Here is a 17,327-nt window from a genome sequence, read left to right as displayed (position 1 = left end):
CCCATCTTCCGATAATTTGGACAGCCCCATTCATGCTAGGCAGGCCGGGAGCTGCAACGCAACAACCCATCTCGGCTGAGAATGGATCGTTAGAGAGGTAGACCATCACGAGTGCAGGCACGGACAGGCAAAGAAAAGCTATGCTATAATGATGGGGCTATATAGTAGGAAGGCAGCCATTTACATGAAAGAGGGTAGTCAACATGTCGATCATCAACCTAATCGATCTGGATGAGGTTGAGAGTCACTGGGACAATGAGGAGGAGGCGCTTCAATTTTTGCGGACAAAGCCATCTGCATCTGCATTGAATTAACATGTAAGCGTATACTAGACGTGTCTTCTATACGAAGCGTGCTTGAGTCAGCAGCACGCTTATTTCTATATCCTGCACGATAAATGAAGGGGAGCGGTGAAATGAGCAACTATATAATTGGCGTTGACCTGGGCGGCACCAATCTGAAGGCCGCGATATTCGATCTCGAATTTCGCTGTGTCATGGAGCGGGTGGTGGATACCGAGGCGGATCGAGGCCCAGATCATGTGCTGAGCCGAATCAGCGGGCTGGTGCATGCACTGCTGGAGGAGGCTCGTATCGACCAAGCTCAGGTAGTCTGTATGGGAGTAGGCATCCCTGGCCTGCTCGACCCGCACACGGGAATGTCGATCTTCTCACCGAATTTCCCAGGCTGGAGTGATGTGCCCGTCGTAGAGGAGCTGGAGCGACACGTGTCATTTCCGGTGTTTATAGACAATGATGTACGGGTCAATCTGTACGGCGAATGGAAGTTCGGGGCGGGCGTCGGTCATCGCAATCTCGTATTGCTGACGCTTGGGACGGGCCTTGGCTCCGGGATCGTCATGGATGGGCGTGTGCTGTATGGGACGACCTCCAGCGCCGGGGAGATTGGGCATATGAATATGTACCGCGAAGGGCGTCCTTGTCGTTGCGGCAGCTCGGGCTGTCTGGGCCGATATGTATCGGCTGTCGGCATGGTCAATACGTTCAAGGAAAAGCTGACCGCCGGGCGCAGCAGTGTGGTGATGGAGTGGACGAACGGGGAGACGGGGCAGATTACCGCCCGCATGATCTCTGAAGCCTACGATGAAGGCGATGAGCTGGCAGCCGAGGTGCTGCAGGAGACGGGGATTCTACTGGGATTCGGGCTTGGCAATGTCATTAATCTGTTCAACCCCGAGCTGATTATTGTGGGCGGAGGCATGTCTGCTGCCGGAGAGCGGCTGCTTCAGCCCGTGCGCGAGGCGATCGCTAACCATGCGCTGCGATGGCCCCGCGAGGCGTGCCGTCTGGTGGTAGCGAAGCTGGGGGGCAAGGCGGGCATGATCGGGGCGGCGGCTTATGCATATGAGAGGCAGAGCCTCACACCAAACGAAATATTATCAAAGGATTAACATGGCAATGATGCTCAGCAAACAAACGGCTGGTAGAGTGTAGTTGTACCCCACAATCAGTCAAAACGAGGTAGCACATGAGAAGATCTGATCGCATTATTGCTTCGATTACGAACGAAGAGCATCTGGATATTGCCCTGCGCAGTCGCGTGAAGCGGATTAATCTGGTTGCAGGCAGCATGAATACATTGCCATCGATAATGGAGCGCATACGCCGTGCAGAGAAGCAAATATATCTGCATGTGGAGATGATTCAGGGAATCGGGCGCGATGCAGCAGCCATTCAATACTTGGCGGAGACGTTCAAGCCAGACGGCATCATTACGACGAAGAGCAATATTGTCGCCTATGCCAAGCAGGTGAACCTGCCTACGATCCAGCGAGTGTTCGCTGTCGATTCGACGGCGGTGGACAAGGCGATCAAGGTGATCAAAACATGCAAGCCTGACGAGATTGAACTGATGCCGGGACTGATGCCCAGAGTCATCCAGGAGGTGAAGGGGCAGATCAGTCAGCCGCTGATTGCCGGCGGATTGGTGCGGTACCAAGAGGAGATCGATATGGCGCTTCAGAGCGGAGCGGATTATGTATCGATGGGCAATACCAAGCTATGGTAAAACAACTGCATAGTTATTTGGGTGGAGACGATGAGAATACCCGGAGCACAGATGCAACGCCGGCATGGCCTATAGGGCCGCCAGGCGCGCTGTTGCTGCGAGTGGATGTCGTCTCCTTTTTGCGTCCGTAGGCTCGTGGTCAGCAGCGCTTCATTCCCAACATAAAAGAGGTGTCCCTACGTATGAAGCATGACATCCGTCTGGTCGTATGCGACCTGGACGGCACCGTATTGCTGCCGGATCATCAGTTGCCGGAGCACGTCATTTCCGCGCTCCGGGCATACCGGCAAGCCGGCGGCATGGTGACGATCGCCACCGGCAGACCGGCGCTAACCGCGGCAAGTATAGTACAACAGCTAAATATTGAGCTGCCCGCTATCTATTGCAACGGCGCCGTGATTGCCGACCCGGACAAGGTGTGGCATCAGGCGGAATTTGCCGCAGCGCCGTTCCTGCCCTTGCAGCAAGCGGCTGCCCATGCCGGAGCCGAGCTGCTGATGTTTGGCGCAAGCACAGTGTATGCCTTTCGCCGCAGTCAGGCAATTGAGCACTACGAGCATAAGGAGAGGGTGGTTTGTGAACTGATCGAGGAGCAAGCGATGCTGTCGATGGAGCGATTGAACAAGCTGCTGCTGATTGGACCGATGGCAGTAATCCGCAAGGTATGGGAAGCAGCCGGGGCCTTGCTCCATACGGAGTACACCGCCTTGCAGTCGGAGGATACATTTCTTGAGATCGTGCCCAAGGAAGTGAACAAGGGGAAGGCGTTATGCCGGCTCATGGACATCCTGAACATCGAGCCCAAGCATGTGATGGCGATCGGCAATCAGGTCAATGATCTGGAGCTGTTGCAGGAGGCAGGTATTGGCGTTGCCGTAGGCAACAGCCACCCGCTGCTGATGGAGCAGGCGGATTACATCTGCCGCCATGAATATGGAGACGGCGTGATCGAAGCATTGCACCAGTTTGGCTGTCTGACGGAACGAACTTACCAATAAGGGAGAGAACCTACCATGATGAAACGAATGAGAACAGCAGCAGTTACCACGATTCTGGCCATGCTGGTTGCCGCATGCGGCTCCACTGGCGCGGGCAATGCGCCGACAGGAGGGGCTTCCACGCCAAGCCCGGCGCAGGCGCCGGTTGCCAGCTCGGAGGGGAGCAAGAGCACGGATCAGGGCAATGACAAGCTGGTTATGGTCTGGCTGCCGAATGAATCGAGCGACACCGTAAAGGGGGCGCGGGAAGCGATCGGCAGCGTGATCTCCGGAGCGCTCGACAAAGAGATCGAGCATGTCACAACAACGGATTATATTATTGCGATCGAGTCGATCGTGAACGGCAAGGCAGATGTCGCGTTCCTGGGCGCACAAGCGTATATCGAAGCCAATCAGAAAAATCCGAACGTGCAGCCGATGGTGGTGAACAGCGGCGCTTCCGGTACGCTGGATGATGCCGTCTATTACAGTTGGCTCGCGGTCAACAAGGGGGAAGAGGACAATTACCGCAGCGGCGATGGCTTCGCGATCGATAACATCGCAGGCAAGCGCTTCTCATTCGTATCGAACAGCTCGACCTCCGGCTTCAAGGTTCCATCTGCAGGGATTGTCTCCTACTTCAGCAAGCAGGACAAGTACAAGGATCTGACGGTTGAAGACCTGCTGGAGGGCGGGGACAAGGAATTTTTCAGCAAGGTGTTGTTCGGCGGCTCGCACCAGGGCTCAGCGGTCAATCTGCTGTCAGGCAAGGCCGATGTGGCGGCGGTGTGCGACTACTGCATTAAGAAATATATTGAGCTGGCTGATGGGCCGGAGAACACGCCGGGCTCGACCTATCGGGTGCTGCAGGATGCCGAGGAGCCCTTCAATACAGTGAAGGGCGCGGAGTTCGCCATCATCTCCGTAACACCCGTGCTCAATTCACCGATCGTTGTGAACAAGGACAAGGTGAGCGAGGAGGAGATTGCCAAGATTGTCAAGGCCCTGACCAGCGATGCGGCTGCCGATAACAAGCAAATCTTCGTCCCTAAGGATTCGGAGATCAAGGGCATCTTCTCCAAAACCGACAAGGAGCGCTTCGTGCCTGTAACGGACGATTGGTTCAACCCGGTTCGGGAGCTGTCGAAGTAAGGATGCGGACGCATGTGATGAAGCCCGTGTTGCTGGAATTAACGAACGTATCGAAGAGCTATGGCAGAGGCGCTCCGGCGCTGTCCGGGATTGACTTTGCCGCTAGGCAAGGCGAATTCATATCGATTATCGGCCCCTCCGGGGCCGGGAAATCGACGCTCCTGCGCTGTATCAACCGGATCATCGAGAGCGAGCAGGGGCAGATCCGGTTCGACCAGGTGATGATGGGGAGCTTATCCCGGCGCGAGCTGCGCAAGGCGAGAACGAAGATCGGCATGATCTTTCAGCACTATAATCTCGTCGATCGTCTCAGCGCGCTCGAAAATGTACTCCACGGCAGGCTCGGATATAAAAATGTGCTCGCTGGCGCACTGGGCCTGTATTCACGGGAGGAGAAGCACAAAGCGTATGAGCTGCTCTGCTCCCTTGGGCTGCAGGAGCATGTGCATAAGCGCTGCGACCAGCTTAGCGGCGGTCAGAAGCAGCGTGTCGGCATTGCGCGGGCGCTCATTCAGGAGCCGAAGCTGCTGCTGTGCGACGAGCCGATCGCCTCGCTCGACCCCAGCTCCTCCAAGGTGATTATGGATCATCTCCGCTCGATCAGCAGCAGGCTGGGCATTACGGTTCTGGTCAACCTGCATCAAGTGGATGTCGCGCTCAAGTACTCGGATCGCATCATCGGCGTCAATGGGGGACGGATCGTATTTAACGGCGCTCCTGGCCTGCTGACCCATGATGCCATTCACCACATTTACGGCTCCGAGGCCGGCGAGCTGATGATGGAGCTTGGAGGTAAAAATGCGGGATGACTTTCTAACACGCAAGCGGCTGATGACGCTGGGCAGTCTGCTCGCGATCATGCTGATCACCTGGGGGGCTGCGCTCCTCACGCGATTCAATGCGGGTCAAGGACTGTCTGCCATTCCCGCGGCGCTGAGCTGGGGCATCGAGAATTTCTACCCGGATGAGAAGGCGTGGCGTCGACTGCCGGGCATTATGGACAAGCTGCTCGACACTGTACTGCTTGCCGTGGCCTCTACAACGGTAGCCGCCATGGCTGCGCTCGTATGTGCTGTAGGCGGATCGCGGACGATGCGGCTGAACCGATGGTTTGGCCTGATCAGCAGGGGGATGGCCTCGGTCTTTCGCAACATTGACATTGCTGCATGGGCGATTATTTTACTGTTCTCGTTCGGGCAGAGCGCGTTAACGGGATATTTCGCGCTGCTCTTCGCCAGCTTCGGCTTCTTGACCCGGGCGTTCATGGAGGCGATCGATGAGATGAGCAGCAGCGCGGTCGAGGCGCTTCGGGCGACGGGAGCCGGATATATCACCATCGTATGCCGCTGTGTGATTCCGTCCTGCGCCCCACAGCTCGTCAGTTGGATGCTGTTCATGATGGAGACCAATATTCGCAGCGCAACGCTGATCGGCATCTTGACGGGAACAGGCATCGGCTTTGCCTTCGATGTGTACTACAAGGGCATGAACTATCATGCGGCTAGCCTGGTCGTTATCGTCATCGCAGCCGCGATCCTGCTGATCGAAGCCGGCTCGAACGTCATTCGCAGCATGATTCTACGAGGATAGGAGCTGATGATATGCATGTACCCTCCGATGGTCTGCCAGCCGGCGTGAAGACGGCGCGCATCCCCAAGAAGCCGATCAGCATGCCGACGCTCGTGATCCAGTTGACCTTGCTTGGGCTAGGGGCGATTACGCTGTACAGCCTGTATGTGCTGGATACCGGCGATGTGGGGTTAGACGAAGGACTACGCACGATGCTGGCTAACTTCCGGCTGATGTTTACGGAGGCGCACTTTAAGCATTTCACCTGGAGTGAGGCCTTGTATGCGGTGGGAGTTACAATCGGCCTCGCGCTGCTCACCACAGTAATCGGGGCCGCTCTGGCGCTGCTGCTCGGCTTGTTGGCCGCACGCAATCTGACGAATGGTACGGTGTCCTATCTGATCAAGTCGGGCGTGGCCTTCATCCGTGCCGTACCTACGGTGCTGTGGGTGCTGATCTTCGCCGTCTCCGCTGGACTGGGCAGCGTCGCTGCGGTGCTCGGGATGGCGTTCCATTCTGTGGGCTATCTGATCAAAGCCTATTCCGAATCCTTCGAGGAGATGGATGAAGGGGTGATCGAAGCGCTGCGCGGCAGTGGAGCGAGCTGGTGGCAGATCGTCTTCCAGGCGGTGCTCCCATCGTCGATGTCTTACTTGGTATCGTGGACATTTGTTCGCTTCGAGATTAACTTTGCCGCGGCGATTGCGATGGGAGCGGCGGCTGGAGCAGGCGGCATCGGCTTCGATATGTTTATGGCCGGGAATTATTATCTGGATCTGCGAGAAGTGGGCACCATCACCTATTTCATTTTGGCTTTTGCGATTGGCCTGGAGATGTTTGCTACCCGCTGGAAAGCGCGAATTAACTAAGTCTATATAGGGAGAGGGTTGCGAAGTGAAATTTGCCCGAAAATTAATGCCGCTCATGCTTGCTGGTTCGATGCTGGTCGGTGCGCTGTCTCCGATCGCCGGTACTGTAGATGCCGCGGAAGCACGCGCAGAGCTGAGCGTGCGCAAGACGACAGTGGCCCCGATCATCGACGGCAGCCTGGATGAATCGATCTGGAGCATCAACGAAGAGCTGTCCGTCCCGCTGAGCGCGGAGGGAAGCGATGCGTTGCAATCTCGTATGGGGCTCATGTGGGATAACGACTATCTGTATATCGGTGTGCAAAATTCAGATCCGCTTCTGGCAGCGAGCCCGAACGTAGCTCAGGACCCGACAGGACAAGCCGGCGATTATTGGTGGGATCATCCCAATGTATCGATCTATCTTGATCCGACCTTGCATCAATCCGCTCCGTTCCAGGGCAAGGATGTGCAGCTTGGCTTTGTCTACAAGCCGGACACGACGACCCCATATTTCAGCTTCGGCGCTGCGCAGACCCATACCGGGCGGGATGAGAAGAGCATCCTGCGTGCCATCTCGACGACAGCCGAGGGCTGGAATCTGGAGGTCGCCATCCCGTGGAGCTTCCTGGAGGTCGATCCTCTTCAGGTCAGGCAGCTTGGTCTGGAGGTTGCGGCTGGCGCTCATCACATGAAGGAGGACAGCACGCTCCTAAGTCCGCTCAAGGCGTGGAGTGCCTACAACAGCCAATCGTTCTGGAACGATACAAGCGGCTATGGCGTGATTAGGCTGGATGATGCCAATCCACTCAGCGGGAACGTCAGCGATGTGCTGCTTGAAGAGGATTTTAGCTCGTATGCGGATGGTGCGACACCATATGGCTGGATAAGCAATGTGAACGGCAGCAGCCCTCCCTTCCAGGTTCAGGGCGGTCGGCTCGTGGCTGACGCAGGCGCTGCGGGGCAGCAATCGCGAATCTTCGCCCCGGTGCAATGGGATGACTACGTGGTGGAGGCGGATATGCAATTCCAGCAGGTGCTCAACTCGGGCCGCTGGGCTTCGCTGATCTTCCGCGCGCCTTCGGCTGGAGTGCATCCGTACAATCAGATGGCTGTCCGGCAATCGGGTGCTTATGAGTTCGCTTTGCGGGATGCCAGCAACCAATGGCAGGTGCCGCACAAGGGCACGTCAGAGGCGCTGGAGCTGAACAAGGACTATACCTTCAAGGTGAGAGTCGTTGGCAATAATGTCAAGGAGTATATCAAGGCGGCGGAGGCGGACACGTATCAATTGCTGATCGATCAGTCGATGGACAGCCTCCTGCTGGAGCGCGGCAAGGTCGGATTCCAGGTGGACCAGGCGAGGCTGTCCGTTGCTAATCTCAAGGTGACCCGGGTGGTGCCGACGAATCTGGAGTTCACGCTGCCGACCGAGGTTGAAGCACTGACAGGTGCGCTCCAGGCTCCTGTTCAGGTCGCCTACTCCGATGGCATCGTCGAAGCCGTAGACAGCAAGCGGCTCAAGTGGCGCTCGTCGGATGAGACGGTCGTCCGTGTCGTCAATAATGGGCTGCTTCCGCTGGCAGAGGGAACGGCTCAGGTTACGGCTGTCTATCGCAATATCGAGGTGACACGCGAGCTGACGGTCAAGCCATCGCGAACAGGCAAGAAGGTCGTGAAGCTGAGTCATGATACAGGCTATATGCTAGCCAATACGAATGAAGCGATCGATCTTAGCCAGTGGCAATTCGCTGCCGATTTCAGCGACTATTCGAGCGGGATGGTGGCGGGCAATACACTCGTCTGGCATGCCGAGGCTGCTGATGCCGTTATTACGGATGGCATGCTGACGCTGAAGCGTCCAGGATTGCTGAAATTACAAGCCCAAGCGGATGAAGCTGTCATCGACTTCTATATGGTAGCCAAAGCTGCGTCCGATACGAAATATGTGCTGTATGAGGAGGATTTCGATGGAGTGGCAGAGGGCGCGCTGCCAGAGGGCTGGCGTGTGCTGGAGCAGGCGGGCAGCTCGGCGATAGGGGTCAAGGACGGTCAATTGGAGCTCAATGCCAGCGGACAGACAGCTCGGGTGCTACTGCCCAAGGAGCTGGATCAGTTCGGCGACTACCGCATTGATGCGGTGGTCACGCATGCCAAGGTCAATGAGCCTACCCGTTGGCATTCCATCATGTATCGTGTGCAAAACAGCAATTATCCATATTATCAGATGGCTGTCCGGCAAAATGCCACAGCAGCCAACGGTGTCGAATTCGCGGAGCGGACACCGGCCAACGGCTGGAGTGTCATGGCATCCCGTGCATACAGCGAGCGAATTCAAGCCGACAAGCTGTACACCTATACGATCAAGGCGCATGGCAACCGGGTACAGCAATGGATTAATGATGAATTGCTCATCCATACCTCCGGCGCGCGCAGCTATCAGCAAGGCGCTATCGGGCTGCAGGCCAACGGCAGCGTCATGAGGGTGGACAGCATCAAGGTTTCGCTGCAATTGGAGGAGCTGCCGCCTACTCTGGAGGAAAATATTGTGAACGTGGTCGAGCCGGACACCAGCATCTCGCTCGCGCCAACCGTCGTGGCCACTATGGAGGGGCAGGCGAAGCTGGAGCTGCAAGAGGGCAAGCTTCCGGCAACTGTGATGCTGCATCTCAATGATAAGCTGCAGGTGACGGGGACGAAGGACGGCGAGCCTGTGCTGAGCGTGGAGGATGCATTGAAGGTGCTGGGCAGCAAGGTGATGCCTGCCTTCTATGTTCATGATGCCCAGACGGTCACAGCACTGATCGCCTACCTGAAGCGTCAAGAGATCGGTGATACATTTGTTGTATCCGACCAGCCGGAGCTGGTCAAGCAAGCGCGCACGGCCTATCCGCTTATCCGCGGTATCATCGATTTCCCGGATGCGTCTGCCGAGCTGACAAGCGAGCAACTGATGGATATACGCAGAACGACCAATGCCAGCATGGCGAAGATTGCCTTGCTGCCGGAGCGCGCCGCCTCGCGGGAGCAGGTTGAATATTTGCAAGGTCGGCTCATTACGGTATGGGCCAAAGTCGATGGAGGCTCGTCGATGCCGGAGGCTGTTACCCATCATAAGCTGATTACAGCCGGTGTGAATGGGATCGTCACCGCATCGCCCGGGACACTGATCGATGCTCTGGCGACGTATAATCAGCACACGACGCTCATCCGCAAGCCGTGGATCATCGGACACCGGGGCATTCCGGCGCTGGCGCCGGAGAACACGCTGGAGAGCGCGAAGCTGGCCTATGACAAGGGTGCGGACATTGTGGAGAATGACATCTACCTGACGAAGGATAATCAGATCGTCATTATGCACGACAGCACACTTGACCGCACAACCAATGCCACCGGCGCGGTAGAGGGCAATTATACGCTGGCGGAGCTGCAAGCGATATTAGCCAACAAGCAGTTCCCGAGCGAGTATCCGAATGCGCGGATTCCGTCGCTGGAGCAGTTTTTCAAGGAGTTCAAGCAGACCGATCTGATCCATTTCATCGAGATCAAGACGAATAATCCGAACATCATCGACCCGTTGGTGGCGCTGATCCAGCAATACGATGTCGAGGATCAGGTGGTAATCATCACCTTTGATGCCAATCAGCTCAAGCGCATGAATGAGAAAATGCCAGGCATGTCGAACGGTTACCTGCTTGGCGGCGGTCTGGCTGCCGACTCGGATATTCCGGGCTCGATCTACCGGGTACTCAGTACGATTCAACCGCTGGGCGCAACGTATAATACTGGCTACGGCACCTTTGGCAGCCAGTTCCTGGAAGCGTCCAAGCATCGCGGCATTACGACATGGCCATGGACGTACCGCAATCGGAATGATTTCACGAACGCCTTCGTGATGGGCACCTATGGATTAACGACGGATTATGCCCATTGGGCTTCGAACTGGCCCAATCAGGTTAGCTCTGAACAGCCGAGCTATACCTTGCAGGTGGGAGAACAGGCGGAGCTTAACGTGAAGGTGCGCACGTATACAGGAGAAGAGGCCGGTCAGAGCGGCGAAGTCGTCATACTCAGTGGACAGGAGTTCATTGAGGCCGCAGGCAGCAAGGTGCGGGCCAAGGCGAACGGCACCGCGTATGTCTCCGTTCGTTATACGAGTGCGAAGGAGGGGGCGCCGATCTATGATCTGTATACCCAGCCGATCGCTGTGCAAGTGAAAGCGCCTGTAGCCTTGCCGACCTCGGTGACGATCGATCAGCAGAATGTCAATCTGACAGTCGGCAGCAGCGTGCAACTGACAGCGACGGTCATGCCGGAGGCAGCCGACAAGTCGATCACCTGGACCTTTCAAGCGTCTTCGGCGCCGAATGTCATCGAGCTGACGGAAGCTGGCGCAGTCAAGGCAATGAAGCCGGGGACAGCCACAGTTAGGGCAACCAGCATCGCCCGTGATGTATATGCCGAGCGTGTCATTACGGTGAAGCAAGGACAGGTCTACTACCCTGGACAGCCAACAACGCCAACAATTCCGTCAACTCCGGGAACCGAGTCAGGGCAGCAGCCTGGACAGGAGCAAGAGCCGACCCCAGGCACGGAATCTGGCAAGGCGATTGCGGTGGAGGCTACAGTGGATGGGTCGACATCATTGGCGAGGGCCGAGGTGAAGGCTGATCAGCTAGCATCTGCGCTGCAAGCCGCTGGCGGGGGAGGAGTGAAGACCGTGCGCATCAAGGTAGCCGTACAATCTGGCGCAGGGGTGCAGCAGATCGAGGTGGCTGTGCCGTCCAATGCGCTGAACCAGCCGACATTGCAGCACCAGCTTGAGATTATAACGGCGTATGGCACGGTGATCCTGCCATCCAACTACGTGGACAGCTCTGTGAGCACAACTGGCGACAAGTTGAAGCTGACGATCAGCAGAGCAGATGCGGTGCGCATATCCGAGCCGTTGCGGGCCAAGATCGGCAGCCGTCCGGTCATTCAGGTACAGCTCACTGGCAACAATCAGGCCCTCATCCCAGGACGGGCAGGCGCAGCGGTTGAGATCGAGCTGCCGTACCAGCTTGCTGATCGCGAGCAGGATCATGCACATACCCTCGTTGTATGGGCGATCGATGAGAACGGCCATGCGACAGCAGTGCCGGGGGCTCGTTATGATGCGACGGCTGCAGCCGTGCGCGGGGGATTGAACGAGATGGGCACCTACGCGATTGCGCAGATGGGCGCGGCTCCATTTAACGATCTGGACAAGTATGGATGGGCGAAGCAGCAGATCGAAGCCTTGGCGGCCAGAGCTGTCATTCAGGGCACCCGCACGGACACCTACAGTCCGGCTGCCTTGATGACGAGAGCGGATTACGTGACACTGCTCGTTCGGATGCTTGGACTGAAGGGCTCATCCGCCACGCCTTTCACGGATGTTCGGGCTACAGATTATTATTACGAGCCGCTTAACATCGCGAAGTCCTTGGGATTAATCGAAGGACAAGGCGAGGGACGCTATCATCCGAAGGGAACGATTACGCGCCAGGAGATGTTTACGATTGCGGCGAGAGCGCTGGACAAGCTGGAGCTGAAGCAACTGGATTCAGATGCGAGCCTGAAGGGGTATAGCGATGCCGATCAGGTTGCCGCCTATGCGAAGGAAAGTGTTGCTGGTCTGATCGCCTCCGGCCTGGTTCAAGGGAGCAACGGCAAGCTTCATCCGACAGCGAGCGCAACCCGGGCAGAGACGGCCGTATTCCTGTACCGGCTGCTGAACCACATCTACGAATAGTCTAGTAAGGCGTACAAGCTGCCCCATATGACACCGCAATCTGGTGTTGCGGGGCAGCTTTTTTGGGGAAGGCACGCTTATTTCTACTCGAGACGAAGCTTTACCCGTCAAGGACAGGAACAGCCGTTTACGCTTAGGAGCATGTCCCAGCATCCGATAGATGCCACAGGAATTCAAGGCAAATGTCAGCATGAAAACGTGTATGCTATAATGACAGTAAGCATCGTCTACTAGCAGGTGAGGAGGCATACATGAAATTCATTCAGATGTGGTTCGAGGAGCTGGGTGTATCGGCTGGCATGGCGGTCTATCTGGCTAATACGGTCATGGTTGCCGGCATTATCTTATTGAGCATAGCGGCTAATTATGTCACGAAGAAGGTTGTACTGAAGATTATTGCATATTACGTTCTCAACAATCGCTATACGTGGGATAACATCATGCTGGAGCGCAAGGTGTTCCACAAGCTGTCCCATATCGTTCCGGCTGTCATCATCTATTATTCGGCTGCCCTGTTTCCCCTCTATCAACTACTGATAGAGAAGGGCGTCTATATTTATCTCATCATCGTGGTGCTCATGGTATTGAACGCGTTGCTGGATGCCGTCAATGACATCTATGTCACCTATGAAATCTCGAAGGCCAGGCCGATCCGGGGCTATATACAGGTGGTCAAGATTTTCATCTATATGATTGGCGGTATTCTGCTTATCTCCAATCTGATCGGGGAGAGTCCGGTGATCTTGCTCAGCGGGATCGGGGCGCTGTCTGCGGTCATTATGCTGATCTTCAAGGACTCCATTCTCGGCCTCGTTGCCGGAGTGCAGTTGACCTCCAACGATATGGTGCGGGTAGGCGACTGGATCGAGATGTCGAAGTACGGGGCGGATGGCGAGGTACTGGATATTTCCTTAAATACGGTCAAGGTGCAGAACTGGGACAAGACGATTACGACGATCCCGACCTATGCGCTCATCTCCGATTCGTTCAAGAACTGGCGGGGGATGCAGAGCTCCGGTGGAAGACGGATTAAGCGTGCCGTGTATGTGGACATGAGCAGTATCACAATCTGCACACCGGAGATGATTGAACGGTTCCGCCGGATTCATATTCTTCAGGATTATATTGCTCGCAAGGAGGAGGAGATTGAGCAATATAATGAAGAGCATGAGATTGACCGCTCCGTGAAGGTCAATGGCCGGGCGCTGACGAACATCGGTATATTCAGAGTATATATTCAGTCTTATCTTGATCGCCATCCACGGATTCACCGCGGCATGACCTGTATGGTGCGCCAATTGCAGCCTGCGGAATCAGGCTTGCCGATTGAGGTCTATGCCTTCACGAATGATATTGCCTGGGCAGTCTATGAGGGGATTCAGTCCGATATTTTCGACCATATATTGGCGGTTGCGCCGGAGTTCGGACTGCGGGTGTTCCAGAACCCTTCGGGTCATGACATGAAGCATATGATTTTGCACGAGGCCGAGCGGGAATACGCCTGAACAGATAACTGGCTCTGAAGCGGACTTTAGCTCCGTTGGCTTTGACGCTTTGTTTGACGCTTTGTCGCTTTGTCGCACCGTGCGCAGCTTTTACGCGCGCGGTGCTTTGCTTCGTGATCGTGTCGGTCGCACCGCTGAACGCTGCCAAGCCCATGTTGGAGAACGCGGTTGACGAACCATTTCATTTCGTGATATAGGTTGAGTAGTTCATGGCCCAGCATGTCGGGGGCTGATCTATTTCGTTCAGAGGAGATGTTGGTGTGAATTATAGATTTTCCGATAAAATCGCAGCGCTGCAGCCATCGATTATCCGTGAGATTCTGAAAGCGACCTCAGGCAAGAACGTCATTCCATTCTCTGCGGGCAATCCGGCGATGGAGACCTTTCCCGTCGAAGCGATCCGCGAGTATACCCAGTCTATTCTGGAGGACAATCCGGTCGCTGCGCTGCAATACGGCGTCACGGAGGGCTATGCGCCGCTGCGCGAGGCGCTGGCGGAGCATCTCAAGACTCGCTTTCAGTCCGGTGCGGAGTCGGACGAGCTGTTCGTCGTATCCGGCGCACAGCAGGGCATCGAGCTGGCAGCCAAGGTGTTCTGCAATGAGGGCGACACGATCCTGTGCGAGAGCCCGAGCTTTATCGGGTCGCTGAACAGCTTCCGTTCGCTCGGAGCGAAGCTCAAGGGCATCCCGATGGAGAGTGACGGCATCGATCTGGATCAGTTGGAGCAGGCGCTGCGAACCGAGCGCAATGTCAAGCTGATCTATCTTATCCCTAGCTTCCAGAATCCGACAGGCATAACAACCAGTCTGGCGAAGCGCAAGGCGGTCTACGAGCTGGCCAAGCAGTATGATGTGGTCGTACTGGAGGATAATCCTTATGGAGAGCTGCGGTTCAGCGGGGAGGAAGTGCCGACGATCAAGTCCATGGATACAGAGGGACGTGTCATCTATGTCGGCTCCTTCTCCAAAATTTTGTCCGCAGGGATGCGTGTCGGGTATGTGCTGGCGTCGAAGGAGATCGCCTCCAAGATGATCGTCGCCAAGCAGGGCGAGGATGTGCATACGGCGATGCTGCCGCAGATTCTGGCTAGCAAATTCATGACGGAATACGACTATGCCGGCCACATCAAGAGCATACGGGACATTTATCGCCGCAAATGCACCTTGATGATCGAGCTGCTGAACCAGCATATGAGCGGAAAGCTGACCTATCATAAGCCGGAGGGCGGGCTGTTCCTGTGGTGCGAGCTGCCGCCAGAGGTGACGATGCTGGACTATTGCAAGCAGGCAGCCGACAAGGGCGTGGCGGTTGTGCCAGGTACAGCATTCCTGGTTGATGAGTCTGCCCCATGCAACTCCATTCGATTGAATTTCTCGACGCCATCGGATGAACAGATCATCAGAGGAATCGAGATTCTATCGACCGTGTAGCTTTGGACCGTTTAGAATATGCACACAAAGGGCGATCCGCGTCATGATCATGACGATGGATCGCCCTTGTCACTGCTGGACTCGGCGTCAGGCTAGGAGGTTCCCATCACCCTGTCCCCAGTAGGCTGAATATACTCCCTGGAATCGGCTTCGAGAGTCACCTCAACCGAGTCGAAGGGGAGATTCAGCAGCTTAACCTTATATGCGAGCACCCCGGAGCCGCTGCCATCTATAAGCAGCGTGCCGCAATTGAAGTACTTGTCTCCATCCACGAGCCACACCTGATAGCTCATACCTTCAGGGGGCGGGGTCAAGCCCTCCAGGCTGATGACAAAATCGCTCATATCGCTATATTCGAACATCCATGCCTGACCGGAGGCATCGGGCATCGCGTCCGAACGAACCGTGAAGGTCTTGACGAGTTGGGCCGTCTCCGCTGTTATCTCTGTCGCGCCAGGGGGAGCGGGGGCGGTGGTTGTCGTGCTCCAGTAGGAACCGAACAGGACGAGAGCCAGCACGGCTGCGGCCAGTCCATACGTCCAGCGCGAGCGGAGCAGGGCGCTCTTTTGCTTGGGAGGCTGTATAATGGATTGCATCACCTCTTGCTTGAGATCGGGCGGCAAAGGAACTTCTTGCATCTGAAAAGGAATCACCTCCCAGACGCTGCGCAACTCCTCCCATTCCTTCCTGCATGCCTCGCAATGCGGCAGATGGCGCTGGAAGGCCTCGCCCTCCGCTTTCGAGCACTCACCGATCAGGAAGGGAAGAAGATGCTGGCATTCTTCATATTCTGCTTTGGTCATCGTAGCCCCTCCAGTGAAGTCAGATGTTTGCGCAGCAGCTTCAGACATTGGTGCAGCCTGCTTTTGACAGTGTCTAACGGCTCGTTGGTTCTGGCGGCAATCTCGCTAAGAGAGTAGCCCTGCCAATACATAAGCTCCACTAGTTGCACCTGGCTTGGAGATAAATGCACGTAGGCCTGCTGAATCTGCTGTCCAACCCATTTGCGGGACACGATATCCTCCGTGCTGTCTGTGCTGCTAGCCAAGGCTTCTCCCCACTGGCTCTCCTCCAGCCTCGCTGTGTCGCTCTGCTTGCGATGCTTGCGTAGATAATCAATCGTAATATTGCGGGTGATCGTAATCACCCAGTTGACGAACGCTCCTTTGAGCGGATCATATCCCTTGCGCGTTGTCCAGAGCCGTAGAAACACCATCTGAACAATCTCGCGGGCAGCTTGCTCTTCTTTGACCGCCTTGATGGCAAATGAGAAGATAAGCTTGGCGTACCGATCATAGATTTCCTCCAATGCTTCCCCGGATCGGCTATGGATCACTAGCTTCAGCAATTGTTCATCCGTGTGATTATGCATCATAATTCGTTGCTCCCAAAGCTGGTATGTAGATCAGATACAATGGCGCCAGGCGCCGTAGCAATGCTTCTTAGGAGGGCATGCTCTGTCTGTCCGGCAGCAGCTTGCCCTGCAACTGCCGCAGGAGCGGACGACCGATTCCGAGCTTCTCGGAGTTGGACCCTCCAAGCAGCAGGACGATGCTCAGAAGAATCATGACGGGATTCAGGCTGATGGCGCCTGCCAGCAGATAGGCAAAGTTCATGACCAGCCCAGAAAATAAGGAAATGGAGGTAAAGCAGCCGAGAATCAGCCCTACGCCAACCATGACCTCCCCGCATACCACCAGAGCATTAAACAAGCCGACATGCGGCAGTACCCAATGCTGGAGGAAGTCAACATAGATCGGGTATTGCGGAGAGCCTGATTCGCCAGCCAGGACAGGATTGGCAACGGCTCCTTGTACGAATCCGCTCGCATCAAAGGGGGCAGAGCCAGCAAGCTTTCCCCATCCAGCGGCGAGCCACTGCCACCCGAGATAGAGCCGACATAAGAGTAGGCCGATCGCAGCATATCTGCTTTCTTGTATCCATTTGATTACCAATACGAACGCCTCCATTACATCGTTTATCTCAGTTAACGTCTCGAATGGACAAGCGGTTTGATTCTCGATTCAAAAAAATTGGCC

The 17,327-nt window shown here is 56.0% G+C and carries 13 protein-coding genes; 10 read left to right on the top strand and 3 right to left on the bottom strand.

What is annotated here, in order from left to right; genetic code table 11:
• Nucleotides 1–415: 415 nt before the first annotated feature.
• The 10 genes from ACY1JZ_RS00480 to ACY1JZ_RS00435 all read left to right on the top strand — a co-directional run bounded on the left by ACY1JZ_RS00480 (nucleotide 416) and on the right by ACY1JZ_RS00435 (nucleotide 15,288).
• A complete protein-coding gene (locus ACY1JZ_RS00480; RefSeq protein ID WP_462627574.1) occupies nucleotides 416–1,411 on the top strand; it encodes an ROK family protein in 996 nt (331 codons plus the stop codon).
• A 77-nt stretch (nucleotides 1,412–1,488) separates the two neighbouring features.
• Entirely contained in the window at nucleotides 1,489–2,028 is a 540-nt protein-coding gene (locus ACY1JZ_RS00475) for a glycerol-3-phosphate responsive antiterminator (protein WP_270168814.1), read from the top strand.
• A gap of 182 nt (nucleotides 2,029–2,210) precedes the next feature.
• A complete protein-coding gene (locus tag ACY1JZ_RS00470; RefSeq protein ID WP_270168816.1) occupies nucleotides 2,211–3,026 on the top strand; it encodes an HAD family hydrolase in 816 nt (271 codons plus the stop codon).
• Between the two features lie 15 nt (nucleotides 3,027–3,041).
• Nucleotides 3,042–4,157, top strand: a complete 1,116-nt coding sequence (locus ACY1JZ_RS00465; protein WP_270168817.1) for a PhnD/SsuA/transferrin family substrate-binding protein — start codon at nucleotides 3,042–3,044, stop codon at nucleotides 4,155–4,157.
• Between the two features lie 17 nt (nucleotides 4,158–4,174).
• On the top strand, nucleotides 4,175–4,966 hold the full coding sequence (gene phnC, locus ACY1JZ_RS00460; protein ID WP_270172802.1) for a phosphonate ABC transporter ATP-binding protein: 792 nt from the start codon (nucleotides 4,175–4,177) through the stop codon (nucleotides 4,964–4,966).
• On the top strand, nucleotides 4,956–5,747 hold the full coding sequence (locus ACY1JZ_RS00455; RefSeq protein WP_462627571.1) for a PhnE/PtxC family ABC transporter permease: 792 nt from the start codon (nucleotides 4,956–4,958) through the stop codon (nucleotides 5,745–5,747). The genes phnC and ACY1JZ_RS00455 overlap by 11 nt, the downstream gene beginning before the upstream one ends.
• Before the next feature lie 11 nt (nucleotides 5,748–5,758).
• Nucleotides 5,759–6,595 carry a PhnE/PtxC family ABC transporter permease gene (locus ACY1JZ_RS00450; RefSeq protein ID WP_462627569.1) on the top strand — a complete coding sequence of 279 codons (837 nt, stop codon included), beginning with the start codon at nucleotides 5,759–5,761 and terminating at the stop codon, nucleotides 6,593–6,595.
• Between the two features lie 25 nt (nucleotides 6,596–6,620).
• On the top strand, nucleotides 6,621–12,350 hold the full coding sequence (locus tag ACY1JZ_RS00445; protein ID WP_462627567.1) for a glycerophosphodiester phosphodiesterase family protein: 5,730 nt from the start codon (nucleotides 6,621–6,623) through the stop codon (nucleotides 12,348–12,350).
• Nucleotides 12,351–12,601: 251 nt separating this feature from the next.
• Nucleotides 12,602–13,855 (top strand): mechanosensitive ion channel family protein, encoded by a 1,254-nt coding sequence (locus tag ACY1JZ_RS00440; RefSeq protein WP_462627565.1) that lies wholly within the window; start codon nucleotides 12,602–12,604, stop codon nucleotides 13,853–13,855.
• Nucleotides 13,856–14,115: 260 nt separating this feature from the next.
• Nucleotides 14,116–15,288 (top strand): aminotransferase-like domain-containing protein, encoded by a 1,173-nt coding sequence (locus ACY1JZ_RS00435; RefSeq protein ID WP_270168827.1) that lies wholly within the window; start codon nucleotides 14,116–14,118, stop codon nucleotides 15,286–15,288.
• A 92-nt stretch (nucleotides 15,289–15,380) separates the two neighbouring features.
• On the opposite strand, the gene ACY1JZ_RS00430 is transcribed toward ACY1JZ_RS00435, so the two are convergent.
• The 3 genes from ACY1JZ_RS00430 to ACY1JZ_RS00420 form a co-directional block, all read right to left on the bottom strand.
• The gene (locus ACY1JZ_RS00430; protein WP_462627562.1) at nucleotides 15,381–16,091 is read right to left on the bottom strand and encodes an anti-sigma factor domain-containing protein; all 711 of its coding nucleotides are present in this window, start codon (nucleotides 16,089–16,091) and stop codon (nucleotides 15,381–15,383) included.
• Nucleotides 16,088–16,663, bottom strand: coding sequence for an RNA polymerase sigma factor (locus ACY1JZ_RS00425; protein WP_462627561.1), 576 nt, complete (start codon nucleotides 16,661–16,663; stop codon nucleotides 16,088–16,090). Before ACY1JZ_RS00425 ends, ACY1JZ_RS00430 begins: the two co-directional genes overlap by 4 nt.
• Before the next feature lie 67 nt (nucleotides 16,664–16,730).
• Nucleotides 16,731–17,243 (bottom strand): TQO small subunit DoxD, encoded by a 513-nt coding sequence (locus ACY1JZ_RS00420; RefSeq protein WP_462627559.1) that lies wholly within the window; start codon nucleotides 17,241–17,243, stop codon nucleotides 16,731–16,733.
• Nucleotides 17,244–17,327: the final 84 nt, after the last annotated feature.

It is taken from the genome of Paenibacillus sp. J5 (assembly GCF_054955055.1).
Note: the sequence above shows the minus strand (reverse complement) of the source record. Positions and strands in the feature narration are given on the sequence as shown.

What these genes read in the sequence shown, in the direction of transcription:
- ACY1JZ_RS00480 (WP_462627574.1), top strand. Translation starts at nt 416, where the DNA reads ATGAGCAACTATATAATTGGCGTTGACCTGGGCGGCACCAATCTGAAG.
- ACY1JZ_RS00475 (WP_270168814.1), top strand. Translation starts at nt 1,489, where the DNA reads ATGAGAAGATCTGATCGCATTATTGCTTCGATTACGAACGAAGAGCAT.
- ACY1JZ_RS00470 (WP_270168816.1), top strand. Translation starts at nt 2,211, where the DNA reads ATGAAGCATGACATCCGTCTGGTCGTATGCGACCTGGACGGCACCGTA.
- ACY1JZ_RS00465 (WP_270168817.1), top strand. Translation starts at nt 3,042, where the DNA reads ATGATGAAACGAATGAGAACAGCAGCAGTTACCACGATTCTGGCCATG.
- phnC (WP_270172802.1), top strand. Translation starts at nt 4,175, where the DNA reads ATGAAGCCCGTGTTGCTGGAATTAACGAACGTATCGAAGAGCTATGGC.
- ACY1JZ_RS00455 (WP_462627571.1), top strand. Translation starts at nt 4,956, where the DNA reads ATGCGGGATGACTTTCTAACACGCAAGCGGCTGATGACGCTGGGCAGT.
- ACY1JZ_RS00450 (WP_462627569.1), top strand. Translation starts at nt 5,759, where the DNA reads ATGCATGTACCCTCCGATGGTCTGCCAGCCGGCGTGAAGACGGCGCGC.
- ACY1JZ_RS00440 (WP_462627565.1), top strand. Translation starts at nt 12,602, where the DNA reads ATGAAATTCATTCAGATGTGGTTCGAGGAGCTGGGTGTATCGGCTGGC.
- ACY1JZ_RS00430 (WP_462627562.1), bottom strand. Translation starts at nt 16,091, where the DNA reads ATGACCAAAGCAGAATATGAAGAATGCCAGCATCTTCTTCCCTTCCTG.
- ACY1JZ_RS00425 (WP_462627561.1), bottom strand. Translation starts at nt 16,663, where the DNA reads ATGATGCATAATCACACGGATGAACAATTGCTGAAGCTAGTGATCCAT.